Origin of the sequence: Bacillus sp. I-2 (assembly GCF_001974945.1) — a bacterium.
Taxonomy (GTDB): Bacteria; Bacillota; Bacilli; order Bacillales; family Bacillaceae; genus Bacillus; species Bacillus safensis.
The window spans coordinates 20,314-37,308 of the sequence record NZ_LZRW01000006.1 but is presented as its reverse complement, the minus strand read 5'-3'; the positions used below and the strand labels follow the sequence as shown (position 1 = coordinate 37,308).

Here is a 16,995-nt window from a genome sequence, read left to right as displayed (position 1 = left end):
GGTCTTCTAAGCTCAAACTGTAGATTTATAGAAACATCGGCAATTACTTTCCTAAAACACTTTCCTCTGGTAAATCACAGTAGAAAGTCCCCAAGACAGCAAGTAGAAGAGCATAATCAGCACAGCTGACCCCGTATATAAAACAGGGATCGATAAATTCATGATAAAATCAGTGAGCCCACTAAATTGCTCTGCTAAATAGAGAACAACAGGCGGTCCCATAGCAGATAATACGATAAAGCCAATGATCACTGCCGTTGTGATATAACCAGGCTTTAAGATATAAAACAATGGAAACGTACACGCCGCGAACAATAAAAACAACCCGCTGCCAATCGCAATATCTGACAGCGAAAACAGCTTCCCAAACACAAATAATGCAGCACTTGTCAGCACGATCGCAATACTCATATAGAAAATGGCGCCAAGATAACGTGATGCGATAATTTCTTTACGTGTATAGGGCAAGGAGTTTAATAGAATATTCGTTTCTGCCTTTTCATCATACGCATATGTGTTAAATGGAATGAAGACACTAGCGACTATAAACGTCAATACTGGATGGACATCCATGAAAATAAAAAATAAGATAAACGGAATAAAAATAAGTAACTGCTTCTTTTGCAAAATCACATCACGCTTAATTAAATGAAACATGCGCAACCCCGCCTTTCAAATAAAACATGATATCCTCAAGCGACGCCGGTTCAATCACAACAGCATCCCCAAAAATAAGTTTCACCTCATCAACCCGATCGGTTAATGCTTCAAATCCGGCTGCTGTACGCTGGATATGGACAAAGGCCTTTTCTGTATCTCGATCCAATAACTCCAGGCTTCCTTTCACAAGCGCATAACTCTCTGCCACTTCATGAATCGACTGTTGAAACACCAACCTTCCATTTTGTATAAACGCAATATAATCCGCAATCCGGTCTAAATCAGTCGTCACATGCGTCGAGAAAAAGATCGTCTTATTTCCATCAATCATCAATTCTTGTAACGTGCTGAGCAGCTCTCTTCTAAAAACCGGATCTAAACCAGCAGTTGGTTCATCCATGATAATCAGCTCTGCATGATGTGACAGCGCAATCGCTAGTGAAGCCTTCATCTGCATGCCTTTTGAAAATGTTTTGATCGCTTTATTCAGCGGCAGACCAAACTGTTCAATATATTGATCAAAAAGCTGGTCATCCCAGCGTTTATAGGCAGGAGCCACAATCCGTTTGATGTCCTTTAAATTCAACCCTGGAAAAAAAACATTGGCATCGTAAACAAATCCGATTCGTTCCTTAATCTCTTTTTCATGAGTATGATAATCCAATCCAAAAACTTTTATGTCACCTGAATCGGGTTTTAACAAATTCATGATCATTTTAATGGTGGTCGACTTACCCGCTCCATTCTCTCCAATAAACCCTGTAACAAAGCCTTTCTTAACCTGTAAATCAAGATCCTGAACGGAAAAGTCCTTGAATCGTTTCGATACTCCTTTGAATTCAATCACATGCTCCACTCATCTCACTCCTCATATAAGAACTTTAATAACTGCTGCAATTCATCGAAAGATAAGCCTAATTCTTTGCCGTTTGTGACAACCGCTCCAAGCTGTTCCTCGATCACCTTCAACTTCTTCTCTCTCATCACTTCTAGGTTTTGTTCCGCAACAAATGATCCCTTGCCTACAATCGAATAAATAAATCCCGCCTTCTCTAACTCTTCATACGCTCGCTTTGTTGTAATCACGCTAATTTGTAGATCCTTCGCCAGCTTTCGAATAGACGGCAGTGCTGCACCTTCTTCAAGCTCACCTGTTAAAATCATCGATTTGATTTGATTCGTAATTTGCTCATAGATAGGCTCCTTAGAATGGTTTGAAATCGTAATTTGCATATAAAAACCTCTTTTTTCAGAAAAATATTGTATATACACTACATATACATTATATACACACTAAAAGAATATTCAACCATTTTAAAAACATTCTCCTCATTTTTTTAAAATAAAAAACCGCACAGCCCTTAAGCCATGCGGTTCTTTAACAAAATGCTTTATTTCCAATATACCCATTTTCCCATAAGCCACTCCACTGGACCTCTTCTCCATTTTTTCAAATAGAGATAGCTGATGAACAGCTGTGCTGTGTACAGTCCGACAGCAAGCAGCAGCCCAAATATTGATCCCAATTGTCCAAATAGACCAAGTCCATAAGAATAGAAAATCGTTGTACAAATAATCGACTGCGCCAAATAGTTTGAGAGAGACAAACGGCCAAGTCCTGCAAGCAGGCGTTTGAAACCTTGGGCTGCCTTCGAATAGTAGAAAACAATAAAGGCTTGAATATACCCAATCGTCAGCACATAGGCACCCAGCGTAATCACCAATTCACTCCAAGGAGCATCAATGAACGTCGCACATTTTAAAACGAGCCCGATGATAATCATCCATACCCAGCCTTTACGATAAGCCATGCCTCGATCTTCTTCTGTCAAATGACCCTTTTTCCCGATCGCCATGCCAAGCAGTGCAAATGGACCAACCATGATCGTACCAAAAAGAAAACCTAATATCGGCATAAGCGAAATGGTCACGATCGCCAGAATCATGGTCACAATCATCATATCGTCTTCAACCGTAATCCGGCTGAGCAAAATATCCCCATAATCACCTTTCGCATACACATCGGTTAATAAATCATCAGTCCCATAAACAAATTTCATCATGTATGGCAAAACGACTAATGACAACGCACCTAACACACCCGACCAAATAAGCATTGTTTTAATCCGGCTGCTCAAAAACATCATCAAGAAAAACGTACAAGCTCCATAATAAAGAAGAATGTCACCGTTCCAAATAAAGATGTAATGAAGCATCCCAAGCACAATCAGACCAAAGCCCCGGCGAACAACAATGGCATTCGTATTTAATCCCTTGGCCTTCGTCGATTCAATCAGCTTGATAAAAGAATACCCAAATAAAAAGGAAAAGATCGGATAAAAAGACCCTTGGAACAAAATTTCCGTCACATATACACCGAATTCCTGTCCCCAAAAACTCGAATCAAACATTTTCTCAAAATCATAATCATATTGGAAATTAAGCATATTCACAATCAAAATACCTAATAAACTAAAACCACGTAAACTATCAATCAACTCAACCCTAGATCCCTTCAACACGACAGCTCCTTCGGACAATATAAAGATAAAGCATATTTATCATACCTTATTTTTAAAATTAAGGATATATCATCCTATAAAGTTGCTATTTTACTGAAGATATTTTGAACAGGTGCTTCATCATCTTCTATTAATATGTAATATGCTATCTCCATATAAAATGACTTGAAAATTTATAATACAATATCCTGTGACTTCATTTTTTCAATTTCTTTTTTCTTCTTTTGATGAAGCATTCTCCGGCCGCGATTCCATTCTTCGATCAAAAGAGCTAATCCCACCAACAGCAATATGATAAAACCAATATGATGATTTACCTGATACGTGAAATATAACCAACCCATTACTACTAAAAAGACAATAGGAATGCACGCTCCCCACATCAAATGATTTCGTGTTGATAAGAAATACTGCAAAGCAAAAATGCTAACGATTATAAGAAAGTACAAGATTTCATTCATCATCTTTACCCCTTTCTGCTATATATTTTTCAATTATACCTTTGGCCACTTCTAAACTGATTTTCTCTTCAATTGCAAGTTTTTTTACATATTTAATCAATGTTTCTTGTTCTAATGTGTCATTTAAACGAATTAATTCAATAATTCTGTCTAGACGAGTCCTGACCGTAGGATAGGACACATCATAATCTTTTGCCATTTGTTTTAAAGAGCCTGAACTGAGAATGAATTTTCTGATAAATTCTCTATCTTCAGCATCTACAGCTAGAATCCACGTAGGAATATCTTTTTCCATGTATCCACAACCTCTCTTTGCTAATAGCATAACATATATTAAATAAAAATGATCATAATTTCAATAATTTTTTTAACAATATTAAGTTATTTTAAACTTTATTAAAAAATATATGGATAAATGGACTAGATCCATGATATTGTCTTTTTAAGATAACCAAACAATAAATTGGTATTTATGGAGGCTATTATGAATCAAACTTTAGAAAAATCACTTATTTTTCTAGGAATTTCATTATTTATTTTATTATCGATTGGAAGTTTTATATTGCATGAAGGTACAAGAAATAGTGAGGATACAAACAATTTAATTCAAAGCTTCTTACAAGATGAAAACATCACAGGTATCACACCAGAACAAATAATTGTAATTCTTTCGAACGGAACTATATATATGATCATTTTATCTATGCTAAGCAGCTTAGTTGGGGCAATTTCTTTACAAGTCATGAAAAGAAATGTGCGGGCTGCAGGTATTATGTTAATCACAACAGGTATTTCAAGTAGCTTATTAACTGTTTTCTCTGGCTTAATTGGCAGTGCTGCATATTTAATAGCTGGAATGATTGTAATTTCTAAAAATCATTCAGCCACAAAAAATAAAATCCATCTTTAGAGGAGGAGATGTCATGTTTGCAATAGGATTGAAAGAGTTTAAAGTACTGTTTAAAAGTATACGATCCATCCTAATTGTTTTTATCATCATTGGAATTTCAACAGGTACTGCAAAAATCCTTAGTCAATTTAGTAATCAATTCGATTCTCTAGGTCTAAATGAAAATGCATATGTAGGTGGATTAATGGTTTTACTTTTTATTGCCGCTCCACTTTTTATCACAAGTCTCGCTCATAACGCTGTGAATAAAGAGGTTTATTCTCGTACAGTTCGTTTCTTAGTCACTAAGACGTCCAGTAGTAGTATCTTACTTGGAAAATTTCTCGGGAATTTTCTGTTTTGGGTTGTATGTTTAACAATTTCTTTCATTCTAATAATGCCTTTCTCAAACGCATTTTATTTTTTAGAATTGATTCAGTCCATCATCTTTATCTCGTACTTTTTAGGGTTCAGCTTGCTGCTATCTACTATTATTTCAAGCCCTTCAATTACGATGTTTTTAGGCATAACAATATCCATTATTTTGCCGATCATTGGTATGATCAGCATCGGAACTACAAATGTTTTCATTCAAATCGTAAGTTACATCACACCATATTATTATTTCACAAACGATCAGACTGACTTCACTTATATTGTGGTCATATTCCCTGTCATATTTTTACTCATAAGTATCATCACTTTAAGAAAGAGGGATTTATAGTGTATGCACTTAAAACAAAAAAACTAACAAAAAAGTATGGAAATAAGATCGTGGTTAATGAAATAGATTTGACCATTGAAAAGGGAAAAATATTTGGGTTTTTAGGGAAAAATGGTGCTGGAAAGTCAACATTTATTAATATGATAACAGGCATCATTCAACCAACCGGAGGATACTACGAATTATTAGGTTACAAAAAAGCGCAACAAAAAGAATGTTGGAGGAGAATAGGAGTTCTTCCTGATTACTCATCACTTTATGAAAATATGACAGCCATTGAACATATGGAGTATTTCAGCAAAATATTGAAGTTATATTTGAAGAAAGAGGATTTATTAGAACTCCTTGATAAAGTTGAGTTAAAAGATGCTGCAAAATTAAAAACTAAACACTTTTCTTTCGGAATGAAAAAGAAACTGGGAATTGCACAAGCACTGATCAATAATCCAGAACTCATTTTCTTAGATGAACCTACTTCTGGGGTCGATGCGAACTCAGCATTGACAATCCATTCCATGTTGAAAGAAATCGCTGCAAATGGGACAACTATATTTTTAACATCACATAACTTAAATGAGGTAGAAAAATTATGTGACGAGGTGGCCATCATGAACAAGGGTGTTCTTCAAGCGAAAGGTAGTATCGAGGATTTAAGAAAAACCTATAAAAAGAATTTGACTGTTTATATTAAACACAGTGCCATTTGTAAGAACCAGCAGGAATCTTTATTAAGAGACTTGAAGGAAAACGTGGAAAAATGCAAAATTAACGAATTAAATTCCCATCTAGTGATTGAGGACGAAGCAAGAATCCCAACCATCAACAAACTATTCTTATCAAAAGATATTGATATTTTTAGATTAGAAGTCGATGAGCCCTCTTTAGAAGAAATATTTATGAACATTGACAATCCCATTTAAACAATCCATCAACTGTAGATTTTTAAACGACATTTTATTAAATCTACAGTTGATAAGAATACTCTTTATAATGATGTCTGTTCTTCTTCTATGCGCATGACAAATTTAAGATAAAACAAGATGGCCAATCCTAAAAAAATAAAGGAAAATTCCCATTCAGAACTAATTGGCACCACTTCAAGAATGAAAATAATCACTAGAACGATACCAACTCCTGCATAGAAAAATGCATTTCTTTTTAACTCTTTATTTGATCGAAACATAACGATACCCTTCTCTTATTTATTCCAAGTTTATGTGGCGTAATTTTTATAACATATACACATTTAATATTACTCATCCCCTTTTTCCTTTAGCTGAAAAGCGATAATTTTCCCTAAAGCTTCCTCTGCAGCAAAAGGAGTGACGCTGCCTGTTGGATTTTCTTGTTCTTGTTTTAAGCACTCGTACATGTTTTTTTCAATTTTTGATGGATCAATCCAAGAGATACACCATGATGCCCAGAAACAAGTAGGTCCCTCATAACGTTTAGCCAGTGCCAGAAGGAATGGCAAGCTAGGCTGCCCAATCCTCATGAGTGACATGGCAGCGGCCATTCTTGTATCTTCTTCGTCACTTTCTAATAGCCGAGCTAGCGGTTCTGCTGCGTCCCCCGCATCTGCTCCAAATTCACCAAGTACAGCTGCTGCAATGTTCCGAAGAGAACCTTTTTCTTTTAAAGCTTCAACAAGGACGGGCACTGCATCTGATCCATATTTTCTTAAATCTCCTATTGCTTGAACGATCGTTACTTCATTTGTATTGGCCAATTGTTGAACGGATTGAGACAGCTTATTTTCTGGTTTCATTTACAATCAACTCCTCTTTTTAATGAACCGCACGGTATCGATAACAAAGCACATAAAATCCAGCCCCAGCCGCTAGGGATACAATTGTAGTCAACAAGCCATCAGTGATGAGATGAATGCTAATCATGACCATCGCACTGATCACAGACGCACATAGCAATGATCGATAATAGGCGGCCAAAGCAAAACTCCTTTCTCGTCTCAGAGGCTGCATAAAGGCAAAGAGCCGTATGGCCAAAAACCATATATAAACTCCTCCACCAAATAAGGTCCAATACAAAACATCCTGAATCTCAACCAAATAAAGAGAAATCAAGTAGAACGCATACAGCCAAAAAGTTTGAAACACTTCTAACAGAATGATTTTTTGATATAAAGCACCTGGAAAAAGGTAGAGCACTCCTGTTTGTGCGTGTCTTACAATCCCTGCATAATATGAACTAAAAAGAACGGATGCCGCGATGACGATCAAGAATAGATTCAGCCAATCTGAAAAATAAGTAAAGACGACATAGTAAGTACCAATTAACAGCATGGTAAATAGCACATGGAAGGTGATATATTTTTTTATCAGCAATAATTCAATCCAAAGAAAAGCCCAAATGCCCGTTAATGCCGGAAGTCCCCACCATGTCCTGCTCTTTTTTTGAACGATTGGACTTGATTGAATATGTTTCCCCTCAAATTCCTCCCAAAATACTGCTTCCTTGACTAAAGACTCCTTCATCTCTAAACGATGACTAGCCCTGTACATCATCATGAAAGATAGAAACATCACTCCAATAAAAATGAAGACAGAAAGAATGGAGAATTCTTCGATCATACGCCCAGCTTGAAACATCAAAAAATCAGCAATGTTCATTAATGAAGGCTGTTTCATCATCAACTGATTCAAAGCGAGCACTGCAAAGCAGCAAAACATCAATAAAAAGCTGATTAAGAGCAAACGCTTGTATACTCGAATGGTTCTAGCACAAGACACCGCAATCATCCAAGTTTCGACCAAACATAACAGCCCTGTCAGGATGAGTGATTTGCCAAGCAGAAACGGGTACTGCTGCGTCATAAAAAACAGAAGAAGGTCCGCAGCCAAAGCAGAGATAATGATAAGAGCCCCTCGCCAGAAAATGTGATATATCCACACACTGATAACAACCGTCCATAAAGAAGCGCCATTTCCATATAACCAAATGATATCGTTCATTTGACTAGGCAGCCGATTTGTAAACAAGCCAAACCCCGTATAGAGAACAAACAAACAGACAATGATCCACCCAGCTGCAACCGCATTCCAATCACCCATACTTGAAACTGCGCTTAGCTGAAAACCAATTGCCGCAATGAAAAGAAGTAAGATCAGAAAAGGCATTTTCTTTTCTTGATTTTTACTGATCAAGCGCCTTTGAGATTTCATCCATAGTAGGAAGAGTGTATTATTCACTTGACCACTCCCCCAGAAGTTGAATGACTTCTGCCCTCCACTCACTCTGTTCTTCCTTTAATTGAGGGACATCCATGTTCTTCATGATGGCACCGTCTCGAATCAATACCACCCTGCTGGCCGTATCGAGAACGAACTCCAGACTATGAGTCGACACAAAGACCGACCCACCTTGACTGCTTTTTTGTCTCAGCCAATCCGACAGCCACTGTTTTGACGGTATATCTAACCCAACAGTCGGTTCATCTAATATAAAAAGGGAGGCATTTTGAACAATGGCTCCTGCTAAGACGACACGCTGCTTTTGGCCTCTTGAAAGCCTTCCACACAGTTCATTCATCTTCTTTTCCATATGTACTTCTTTCAACGCTTCATATACCTTTTCCTTGATCTGTTTTAAGCCTTTATGATATCCACGTGCACGGAATTGAACATGTTCAGCAACCGTTAGGTCTGGATACAAATAGGGGTGATCAGGAATAAGCGCGACTTGTTTTTGAACATGGGAATGACCAGGTGGGAAACCCTCTATGAGAATTTCCCCTCCATCTGGTTTAAATAGACCCGTTAAACACCGAATCGTTGTCGTCTTCCCGGCACCATTAGGCCCAAGCAGCGCCACAACCTCTCCTGCTTCGATGGAAAATGACAGACCTTCTATCCCATCACCATTGCTATATCGTTTGCTTACATTCTGAACCTCCATGAATGGCATCAAATCTCTCCTTTTGATTAGAGTGATGTATGCTTATCTATGGTGTGTTATAAAATCAAAAAACGAATGTCAATAGACCCACTAATCTCTTAACCTAATATTACCATATAGAGAATAACAAGGTAATAGGAATGAGATAATCTATTCTATATACAACTGAAAAAGAAAATAGATTATGTACAAAATAAAAAAAGATTGGGTTGCAGTATCCCAATCTTTTATCTATTAAACCACCATTCCATTAAACTGCCCCATCACCCAAAACGATGTCCTGACACGCCCAAGCATCCACCTCTACCTTTAAAGCAGGAGAAGCCAATGCCACCACATAAATCATCGTCATACAAGGAAGATGATCGCCTAAAAACTGCCCCATGATTTGTTTCCTGCTCTCAGCATCGAACTCTCCCACGAGATAAAATACTAGTTTCGTTATATCTTTCACAGCCATATCTGCCGCTTCTACATTTCGTTTCACATTCTCTAACGCTAATTCGAGCTGCTCCAACGGACTTTCGGGGATTGTCCCATCCGCTTCCATTCCCACCTGACCTGATAGAGTTAACCACCGCTGTGGTCCAGTTGTTTCTATTTGATGGGTATATGGGGCAACTGGCGGGTGAATGGTCTGAGGATTACGTGATGTTCTCATTGATAAAAACCCCTTTTCTGAAAATACAGTCAATTTTTCTCATCATATCAAATTTTCAACCGTATTCAGATTTTTATGCTTAAAGTAAACCTGAAGAAACAATCGCAACAGCCTGCTATAACTCTTGTTTTCTAAAAAGAAAACATCCGATGAGAAAAAAGAAAACAATCAATACCGATACACCTAGAAAACTTGTAAGTGCCTGATCCGAATAAGTCCCCTTATGAATCATCTCTTCGGCTGCACTTGTCACGCCTTTAGGCGCAAACTTCCCTAATGTCTCTTCATAAAATGAAGGTACGGTAAACAGAATAAGGTTGATCAAAAGCGACACACCGCCAGCTGTGACAGAACGTTGAAAGAACGCCGAAGCACAAATGGTCGATACCACAATCAGCAATAAATTTGGATAATAAAGAAGTGTTCCTTTTAACACATTGACCCAATCCACATGCCCAAATTGAATGTCCACATAATAAACAGAGGCAAGCACCGCCACCACCAAACTAAACAAAGTCAAACAGGCATAGGCGCATATTTTTGAAACATAATAACTCGTTCGACTGATCGGTTTCACCATAATCATCGCAGTTACTCCAGAGGCACGCTCTCCAGCGATCGTCCCCATCACGATCATAATCAGGATAAACACACCTAGCGAATCAAATTTACTCAATGCACTCGCCAAAGCCTCTCCTGCACTTGGCTCTGGTATATAAAATGTAGACCCTTCAGGTAAATTAGCTGATTTCGATAGAAGATCCGGCAGCATTTTGAGTGTAATAGGCTGTGTGATCATTAAAATCGTAAAAATAATCGGCACAAATAAAATTTTATAACTAGTGAATAACTCCCTAAATTCTTTTTTCAACATCATCATGCAGTCACAACCTTCATGAAAATATCTTCAAGCGTCAGCTTAGATAGTCGATAATGGAGGAGAACACCGCCAGATTCAGTGATCAGACGAGGCAGCTCCTTCAATGCCGTTTGTTGATCGTTCACTCGCACCTGATAAGCATCTCCTGTCTCCAAGCATTCCTCCACCCAATCCCGCTCTTTTAACAAAGCCAATAATTTCGTATCCTGTTGTTCTAATTGAAATTCAATCACTGGCTGGATATAGTCTTCTTTGATCTGTTTCATGGAAGAGGACACCTCAATTTTGCCGCTGTTGATCATGATAATATGATCTGCCACACGTTCAATGTCATCTAAAATATGGGTAGACATAAAGATCAACATTTCTTGTTTCAGACGCTCAATCAATGTCAGAACGTCTTTTCTCCCCATGGGATCAAGTGCAGACACAGGTTCATCCAAGATGAGAACCTTCGGGCTGTTGATAAGCGCCTGCGCAATGGCAAGCCTCTGCTTCATGCCTCCGCTATAGCTGCCAATGGCACGATCCTTCGCCTCATACACCCGGCAAAGCTTCAACAGCTCCTCTGTTTTGGAGCGAATGATGTTTTTCTCTAAGTGAAATAACCCGCCAACCCAATGCATCCACTCCTGCCCCGTCATATCCTGATAAAATGCAGGATGCTGCGGACAATACCCAATCACATGACTGATTTGGTCCATCTCCTTTGCGACATCCAAACCAGCCACCTTCACGACCCCAGAAGTAGGACGAGCAAGCCCCGTCAAAATCCGGATCGTCGTTGTCTTCCCCGCTCCATTGGCTCCTAAAAAGCCAACACATCCAACCTCCCCAACAGAAAACGAAACATCTTTTAACACTTCATTCGGGCCATACGATTTCGTCAGCCCATAACACTCCAACATATTCAAGCAAATCCCCCCCTTTTAAGATGATTTACGACCAAAAATCAAATACACAATAGGACCGACACTCGCCACAAACACAATCACCAAAGCCCAAACCCACTTCACTTCTCCTCTGATCCTCGATGGATCTCTTTTCAGCAAATCAAACAAACCAATCACCATCAAAATCGCTTGCAGCAAAATAAGAGGTAATATCATCTTCATATCCATCCACGCCACTCCCTTTTCAAACGCCAATTCGTTTTGGTATTACTTCTTTTGACGACATGAAGAGTGAATTCGTTCAAATGAATTTTATTTTTATTGGTCGAATGATCTATAAGATATAAAAAAGCCCAGTGAAGGTTAGTTCACTGGGCTTGCTTGTGATGTTAATGTTTGATTAAACAAATGAGCATCGATTTTCAATTTCTTCTAAACTGAATTCAAACTCTACGAGATCAAACTCTCAACACCTTCTCTTCTAGGCAATAATGACCCCTAATTTTTGAATGGCTATAATTATATCTAATAATTCTTGGCTTGTATTATTGATTGTGAAGTGTATCATGAAATTTAATGTCACACTCTTTTCACTAATTCTCTGTTGTTCATCTTTATCAATAATTATAACTTATATCCTTAAAAACACTACTCACCTTGACATTACTGCTCCAACTGTTCCAATTAATTAAGGATTGTTATAAAGTTGTTTTTTAAGTTTTGCGTAACTATGTGTTTTTCCAAAATTTTTATTTCTGCAATTCCTTCTATAAGCTTATCTATAAAAGTAATGTTATAGTTGGTATTTAAATTCTTTGAAAATGGACCATCACTCTCAATTAATATCCTCTCTAAAGGAATGTTGTAAATTACGTCCCTTCCCTTATTTGTTTTTAACATTTCAGGATTTATAGAAAAGTAATATCCATTATCAATCGCTATTTTAAAATCTGTTTTATTACCAGTAAACCAGTGCAAAATAACCTTGCCACTAAAATTAGTGCCTATAATATCTATCACTTCTTTTGCTGCTTTCCTCGAATGAACACTTAATATTTTCCCACCTAAAATATCACATTCTTTTATGCATTTTCTAAAAAACTCTACCTGTAAATCTTTATAAGGCAGATATTCTTTACTAAAATCTAGACCTATTTCTCCAATATATCTAGCTTCTTTAACTTTCTCAAAAAACAGCTCCATTTGTTCGGGAAATTTATGAATTAACTCTGGGTGTAAACCTAAAGCAATTCGAATGTATTTAGTTTTAGGTGTATTTTCAAGAGCTTTCTCATAAAGAGTTGGTAAGTTCGTAACAGCTATCGTATAGGACTTATATTTATTAATTTGTTTTATAATAGCATCAAAATCTTTATATAAATCTAAATGGACATGTGTATCAAAATAAAACTTCTTCATTGACACTCTCCAATAAATATTTTAATTCTTCCATTCCTTGATCGTAGACCCTTACGAATTCAGAGATATCCTTTGAAATTGTTCCTGAATTTTGAATACTAATAAAAGAAAATTTTTTATTATATTTTTGTAAACCTAAATTATAGGACATTAAATTCACTCTTGCAGTTAGTCCACTTTCAAAGTTTGGATCTCTATAGATACTAGTATCTTTTATATTTGCTTTTTTAATTGATGCTCTTCTGATTACACATGGCAAACAAGTTCCGCAATGCGATGTCTCAGATTCTCTTTGCATTCGGCCTAAATCAGGATGAGAACAAGACATAGTATTTTCTAAATTATTTTGTAAAAAATCTATATTTTTACATTCTTCTATCATTTCACCTTTAGTTTTAAATTGATAAGGGTTTTCTAAAATGATATCTAAATTTAAATTAACTAGTAACCTTTGTAATAACTCCATATAATATGGATGTGTAGTTCTTGTACTACTACTCCCTAACCTTGAATTAGTTAAAGGAATATTTAAAGATATCAATCCGTTTTCAGGAATAAATAATTTCATTCTTTTTTTCATGGTTGTTCCTAGAACAATTGCATGTGAAAAAAACATTAATGATCTTGTTCTTGTAGTATCTTCCTTTCCGTTCTTTGTACTGGCATAAAAATTAAAAAAATGACTCCCATCTAAATTATAAGTATTATGAAGTGCTTGTACTAATGCATCTTGATACTCTTTTACTCCCTTTCCCCCACCGTAGTGACTAACAAATAAAAACTTATCAATTGGAGTATCTTCAATTGCATCTATAGCACCTATAAATGAATCTAATCCACCTGAAAACATACAAATTTTATCATACTCAAATTTGTCTTCCGTTTGTTCAATTTTATTCTTAACTCTTTGTTCTAACATATTAAGTTCTCTTTTCCTAAATGATAATTCCCATTTATCACCACTGAGAAAATTTAAAATAGATTCCATTAACTCCTTATTAGATTGCCATTTTTCAATTGATAGGACAGGTAAGTAAAGCTTTATATTTCTTTTCCAAGCATTCTCTCCATGGTCTCTAAGTAAAATTCTATCTGCACCAAACACTGCCAATGATATATAAAATAAATCTAGACCCTCTTCACTAAAAAAATGCGGCAAGTTTTTCAATTCCTTTTTATCCCAAAAAGTGTATGTGAAAATAGAATTATTATCTAAGTTAAAATCTATAGGTTTACCTTCAATTTTATATTTATCATTATTATCTATTCTAACTATTATTTCATTTGTAATCACACATACCCCTCCAATACCTCATAGCATTCTTTATATATATTCTGTATTACATTCTCAATACTAACTTGTCTATAATTAAAACCCTTAAAGTTAACTTCCCTTAATCGAACCTCTGTGTTTTGGTGTACATATTCTTTTACCTCTAGCTCCTTACTAATAGCCAGTTCAACATTGGATGCATATATTTCAAATCTACTCTCTAAATCATTTAGTAGTCGCTCAAATATAAAACTTGAGATAAAGGTAGACATTACTTTATTAAAAAGAGATTCATCTAAAGAATCTAAAATTTTTATATCCATATCATGTTGTACTACAAATTCGTAAAGTTGAGAAAGTGCTTCGACTGATGCTTTTCTCGCAATAATATCTTCTTTAGTATTCGATTCGGGAACTAAAACATTTACTAACGTTGAAAATAACTCTTCAACACCCTTTCCTCTAAAATCTATACTTAACCTTTGAAATGTGGTTTCAAAACCTTCTGATGATATTGTCGAAAGTAATCTTCCTAAATTAACAGCGGATTTTATACCACTTCTTGCTGTACTAGCCGCATTTTTTGAACCTCCTAGCGCTCTAGTATAACTTCTAAAAACCCTTCCCCTATTACTATGACTCTCTTTAATATATTGTGACATAGCGGTTTTAGCTGCTTTCCAAGGAGCTATAATTTCAATATCTTCTTGAGTTTTTTCTTCTTCCTTATCATATTCTTCTTCAAAACCTTCTGGAAGAAGTGGATCACGATCTTTAGGTCCTTTATATATACTGGAAGTCCCCATTTTATCTGTCACCTCTATCTATACTTTTATTAATAGCCTGTACAATTGCTGAGTTTCCTTCATTCCACTTATCTTTTATTTCTATAAATAATGATAGTTGATTTGTTTGTTTTACAAATTCAATTATTAAAGGTACCATAGGTAATGTTATTTTCTCTCCTGGCAGTGAACCTATATCATTTAATACATTAGAATATAGTTCTTCTTTTACTTTTCCCCATTCTAAATATGACTTTAATAGAAACATATCTATTGAAGATTTACTCAATATTTTTTCGAATAAACTTCGAGCGATTTCAATTGCTTCAAAGTCATTTATTTCTACAGAATCTTTAATTGCTTGTTTTCTTGCAGTCTCACTACCTCTAGTAAGTTGCTCTAAAATTTTATTAGCTTGAGTGCTTAATTTGTTAGACGTTCCAAAAGCTTTATTATTTAATATATCTCTAGAAAAATAAAAATATGGGATTAGATCTACCTCAGCAATAGGTGGGTCAATCTCACACCAATTCCTAACCCACCTGTCGTCTCCCCATATTTTTAAAGAATTATCTTCATTTAATTCATTTTTTTCTAATTGACTAAGTTGAATATTCATATCATTCCCTTGATATTCTGCTAATTGTTTAAATAACGACGGTTTGAAGTATTCTAACATCATCAGTTTAGCTAAAACTTTTCTATCCAGTTGAATGTTTTTGAATGAAGACATCTTTTCCCTCATGACTAATGAATTTAAAAACCTTTTACAATGTCTTGGATTTCCATTTAAGCCTTGAGCTAAGACGTCTGAGATTTGCTCAGCTATGAGTATACTTTCCTTGACTTTATTTGCACTTTCAGGATAATTTTCATTTATAAGATCGAAGGAGATAGAAAAATTGAAAAAATCTTTGTTCTTTTCTTCCGCAAATAAATCTAATATAGTGTTAAATTCTTCACTTTCTAATTCCTTTTCAAAAAGCAAGCAGGTTATATAAAATTTCATTTCTTGTGAACTCATTCTAGGAATTCTTATTGGATATTGAATGATTTTCTCTAAATATTCTTTTCCTATATTAATATGTTGACCTTCAATTTCGTCGAACTTACGTTTTACCGCATAAGAAATATGTCTTTCATCTGCTCCAACAATAAATATAGAGTTTCCAGTAAACAGAAACAACCTGATGGCTTCTAGCGTCTCTAGAATCGTATCTGGACTACAGCGATCTAGTTCATCAATAAACACTAATAGTCTACTAATATTACATTCTTCTAAAAGTTCTGCAAATTTATTCTGAAACTCTTTTATATCTTCACGTAATTCTTTGTAGGTCAATTCATCTTTAATAGCGTCTAAAATTCGAGCTTCTTCCTCATCTGATAAATTATCCTTAGAAATGGTATCTTTAACTTTATCAATTAATCCTTTTGTAGACATTTCTAAAATAGAGCCCACGCCCCCCGTTAAAGCCATATCTAAACCTATTCGCAATCCTTTTTTAGCTAGTTTAAATTTATCCACGCTTTTATATAAAATTGCTAAGCTTTTCTCTGCCTTATCAGTTAAAGTCTGATTATCTTGAATAGTATCCAATATACTTCCCATTAATGCTGTTTTTGCATCTTCATATCCTTCAAATAGCCATCCATTGAAAATTAAGCATGCAGTACCTTTACGTTGCTCAGCCCTTTTCATACTCATCCTAATCAAACTGGACTTTCCACTGCCCCAATCTCCATATACTCCAATACTTGAGGGAAGTAATGATTCATCTTTAATCAACTCGTCAAGTATTCCTATTAAATAATCAAAATCTAAAAAATCTAGGTCTGTTTCACTATCTTTCCACATTTTCCAAACCCTCTTTATAATTAGTATTTTTCCAATTCTATTCCTATTATTTAAT

Annotated in this window: 21 protein-coding genes; 3 read left to right on the top strand and 18 right to left on the bottom strand. The window is 35.7% G+C overall.

The genetic code is table 11. The features are described 5' to 3' along the window. Positions 1-51: 51 nt before the first annotated feature. The 6 genes from BAE31_RS02680 to BAE31_RS02655 all read right to left on the bottom strand — a co-directional run bounded on the left by BAE31_RS02680 (position 52) and on the right by BAE31_RS02655 (position 3,938). Positions 52-657 (bottom strand): ABC-2 transporter permease, encoded by a 606-nt coding sequence (locus BAE31_RS02680; RefSeq protein ID WP_076839409.1) that lies wholly within the window; start codon positions 655-657, stop codon positions 52-54. Then, complete coding sequence (locus BAE31_RS02675) at positions 641-1,516, bottom strand: ABC transporter ATP-binding protein (protein ID WP_076839407.1); 876 nt, start codon at positions 1,514-1,516, stop codon at positions 641-643. The genes BAE31_RS02680 and BAE31_RS02675 overlap by 17 nt, the downstream gene beginning before the upstream one ends. A 5-nt stretch (positions 1,517-1,521) precedes the next feature. After that, positions 1,522-1,893, bottom strand: coding sequence for a GntR family transcriptional regulator (locus tag BAE31_RS02670; protein WP_056768488.1), 372 nt, complete (start codon positions 1,891-1,893; stop codon positions 1,522-1,524). Between the two features lie 158 nt (positions 1,894-2,051). Continuing rightward, positions 2,052-3,179: a DUF418 domain-containing protein gene (locus BAE31_RS02665; protein WP_076839406.1), complete on the bottom strand. Its 1,128-nt coding sequence runs from the start codon at positions 3,177-3,179 to the stop codon at positions 2,052-2,054. Positions 3,180-3,355: 176 nt separating this feature from the next. Next, a complete protein-coding gene (locus BAE31_RS02660) occupies positions 3,356-3,643 on the bottom strand; it encodes a hypothetical protein (RefSeq protein ID WP_076839404.1) in 288 nt (95 codons plus the stop codon). Continuing rightward, positions 3,636-3,938, bottom strand: a complete 303-nt coding sequence (locus BAE31_RS02655; protein ID WP_076839402.1) for a DUF2089 family protein — start codon at positions 3,936-3,938, stop codon at positions 3,636-3,638. Before BAE31_RS02655 ends, BAE31_RS02660 begins: the two co-directional genes overlap by 8 nt. Positions 3,939-4,127: 189 nt before the next feature. Here BAE31_RS02655 and BAE31_RS02650 point away from each other — a divergent pair, with 189 nt between their 5' ends. The 3 genes from BAE31_RS02650 to BAE31_RS02640 are packed head-to-tail and all read left to right on the top strand — an operon-like array spanning position 4,128 to position 6,176. Beyond that, complete coding sequence (locus BAE31_RS02650; protein ID WP_046313615.1) at positions 4,128-4,553, top strand: DUF4064 domain-containing protein; 426 nt, start codon at positions 4,128-4,130, stop codon at positions 4,551-4,553. Between the two features lie 13 nt (positions 4,554-4,566). After that, positions 4,567-5,256 (top strand): ABC transporter permease subunit, encoded by a 690-nt coding sequence (locus BAE31_RS02645; protein WP_076839400.1) that lies wholly within the window; start codon positions 4,567-4,569, stop codon positions 5,254-5,256. Next, positions 5,256-6,176, top strand: a complete 921-nt coding sequence (locus tag BAE31_RS02640; RefSeq protein WP_076839398.1) for an ABC transporter ATP-binding protein — start codon at positions 5,256-5,258, stop codon at positions 6,174-6,176. The genes BAE31_RS02645 and BAE31_RS02640 overlap by 1 nt, the downstream gene beginning before the upstream one ends. A gap of 65 nt (positions 6,177-6,241) precedes the next feature. Here BAE31_RS02640 and BAE31_RS02635 read toward each other — a convergent pair whose 3' ends face one another. The 12 genes from BAE31_RS02635 to BAE31_RS02580 form a co-directional block, all read right to left on the bottom strand. Continuing rightward, positions 6,242-6,439 carry a hypothetical protein gene (locus BAE31_RS02635; RefSeq protein WP_076839397.1) on the bottom strand — a complete coding sequence of 66 codons (198 nt, stop codon included), beginning with the start codon at positions 6,437-6,439 and terminating at the stop codon, positions 6,242-6,244. Between the two features lie 69 nt (positions 6,440-6,508). Then, positions 6,509-7,024 (bottom strand): HEAT repeat domain-containing protein, encoded by a 516-nt coding sequence (locus BAE31_RS02630; protein WP_076839395.1) that lies wholly within the window; start codon positions 7,022-7,024, stop codon positions 6,509-6,511. Positions 7,025-7,043: 19 nt separating this feature from the next. Next, a complete protein-coding gene (gene skfF, locus BAE31_RS02625; RefSeq protein WP_076839394.1) occupies positions 7,044-8,465 on the bottom strand; it encodes a sporulation killing factor system integral membrane protein in 1,422 nt (473 codons plus the stop codon). After that, the gene (locus BAE31_RS02620; protein ID WP_076839392.1) at positions 8,458-9,180 is read right to left on the bottom strand and encodes an ABC transporter ATP-binding protein; all 723 of its coding nucleotides are present in this window, start codon (positions 9,178-9,180) and stop codon (positions 8,458-8,460) included. The genes skfF and BAE31_RS02620 overlap by 8 nt, the downstream gene beginning before the upstream one ends. Positions 9,181-9,421: 241 nt before the next feature. Further along, entirely contained in the window at positions 9,422-9,832 is a 411-nt protein-coding gene (locus BAE31_RS02615) for a RidA family protein (protein WP_076839390.1), read from the bottom strand. 115 nt (positions 9,833-9,947) lie between these two features. Beyond that, on the bottom strand, positions 9,948-10,712 hold the full coding sequence (locus BAE31_RS02610) for an ABC transporter permease (protein ID WP_076839389.1): 765 nt from the start codon (positions 10,710-10,712) through the stop codon (positions 9,948-9,950). Next, positions 10,709-11,626, bottom strand: coding sequence for an ABC transporter ATP-binding protein (locus tag BAE31_RS02605; RefSeq protein ID WP_076839387.1), 918 nt, complete (start codon positions 11,624-11,626; stop codon positions 10,709-10,711). Before BAE31_RS02605 ends, BAE31_RS02610 begins: the two co-directional genes overlap by 4 nt. Positions 11,627-11,641: 15 nt before the next feature. Next, on the bottom strand, positions 11,642-11,833 hold the full coding sequence (locus tag BAE31_RS02600) for a PLD nuclease N-terminal domain-containing protein (RefSeq protein WP_048238247.1): 192 nt from the start codon (positions 11,831-11,833) through the stop codon (positions 11,642-11,644). Positions 11,834-12,289: 456 nt separating this feature from the next. Further along, on the bottom strand, positions 12,290-13,024 hold the full coding sequence (qatD, locus tag BAE31_RS02595) for a Qat anti-phage system TatD family nuclease QatD (protein WP_076839386.1): 735 nt from the start codon (positions 13,022-13,024) through the stop codon (positions 12,290-12,292). Continuing rightward, positions 13,005-14,318 (bottom strand): Qat anti-phage system QueC-like protein QatC, encoded by a 1,314-nt coding sequence (gene qatC / locus BAE31_RS02590; protein WP_083703963.1) that lies wholly within the window; start codon positions 14,316-14,318, stop codon positions 13,005-13,007. Before qatC ends, qatD begins: the two co-directional genes overlap by 20 nt. Further along, a complete protein-coding gene (gene qatB, locus BAE31_RS02585) occupies positions 14,315-15,103 on the bottom strand; it encodes a Qat anti-phage system associated protein QatB (RefSeq protein WP_076839384.1) in 789 nt (262 codons plus the stop codon). The genes qatC and qatB overlap by 4 nt, the downstream gene beginning before the upstream one ends. Position 15,104: 1 nt before the next feature. Further along, on the bottom strand, positions 15,105-16,940 hold the full coding sequence (locus BAE31_RS02580) for a KAP family P-loop NTPase fold protein (RefSeq protein ID WP_076839382.1): 1,836 nt from the start codon (positions 16,938-16,940) through the stop codon (positions 15,105-15,107). Positions 16,941-16,995: the final 55 nt, after the last annotated feature.

What these genes read in the sequence shown, in the direction of transcription:
- BAE31_RS02600 (WP_048238247.1), bottom strand. Translation starts at nt 11,833, where the DNA reads ATGGATATGAAGATGATATTACCTCTTATTTTGCTGCAAGCGATTTTG.
- BAE31_RS02645 (WP_076839400.1), top strand. Translation starts at nt 4,567, where the DNA reads ATGTTTGCAATAGGATTGAAAGAGTTTAAAGTACTGTTTAAAAGTATA.
- BAE31_RS02680 (WP_076839409.1), bottom strand. Translation starts at nt 657, where the DNA reads ATGTTTCATTTAATTAAGCGTGATGTGATTTTGCAAAAGAAGCAGTTA.
- BAE31_RS02630 (WP_076839395.1), bottom strand. Translation starts at nt 7,024, where the DNA reads ATGAAACCAGAAAATAAGCTGTCTCAATCCGTTCAACAATTGGCCAAT.
- BAE31_RS02670 (WP_056768488.1), bottom strand. Translation starts at nt 1,893, where the DNA reads ATGCAAATTACGATTTCAAACCATTCTAAGGAGCCTATCTATGAGCAA.
- qatD (WP_076839386.1), bottom strand. Translation starts at nt 13,024, where the DNA reads ATGAAGAAGTTTTATTTTGATACACATGTCCATTTAGATTTATATAAA.
- BAE31_RS02610 (WP_076839389.1), bottom strand. Translation starts at nt 10,712, where the DNA reads ATGATGATGTTGAAAAAAGAATTTAGGGAGTTATTCACTAGTTATAAA.
- BAE31_RS02655 (WP_076839402.1), bottom strand. Translation starts at nt 3,938, where the DNA reads ATGGAAAAAGATATTCCTACGTGGATTCTAGCTGTAGATGCTGAAGAT.
- BAE31_RS02660 (WP_076839404.1), bottom strand. Translation starts at nt 3,643, where the DNA reads ATGAATGAAATCTTGTACTTTCTTATAATCGTTAGCATTTTTGCTTTG.
- BAE31_RS02620 (WP_076839392.1), bottom strand. Translation starts at nt 9,180, where the DNA reads ATGCCATTCATGGAGGTTCAGAATGTAAGCAAACGATATAGCAATGGT.
- BAE31_RS02580 (WP_076839382.1), bottom strand. Translation starts at nt 16,940, where the DNA reads ATGTGGAAAGATAGTGAAACAGACCTAGATTTTTTAGATTTTGATTAT.
- BAE31_RS02615 (WP_076839390.1), bottom strand. Translation starts at nt 9,832, where the DNA reads ATGAGAACATCACGTAATCCTCAGACCATTCACCCGCCAGTTGCCCCA.
- BAE31_RS02635 (WP_076839397.1), bottom strand. Translation starts at nt 6,439, where the DNA reads ATGTTTCGATCAAATAAAGAGTTAAAAAGAAATGCATTTTTCTATGCA.
- qatB (WP_076839384.1), bottom strand. Translation starts at nt 15,103, where the DNA reads ATGGGGACTTCCAGTATATATAAAGGACCTAAAGATCGTGATCCACTT.
- BAE31_RS02650 (WP_046313615.1), top strand. Translation starts at nt 4,128, where the DNA reads ATGAATCAAACTTTAGAAAAATCACTTATTTTTCTAGGAATTTCATTA.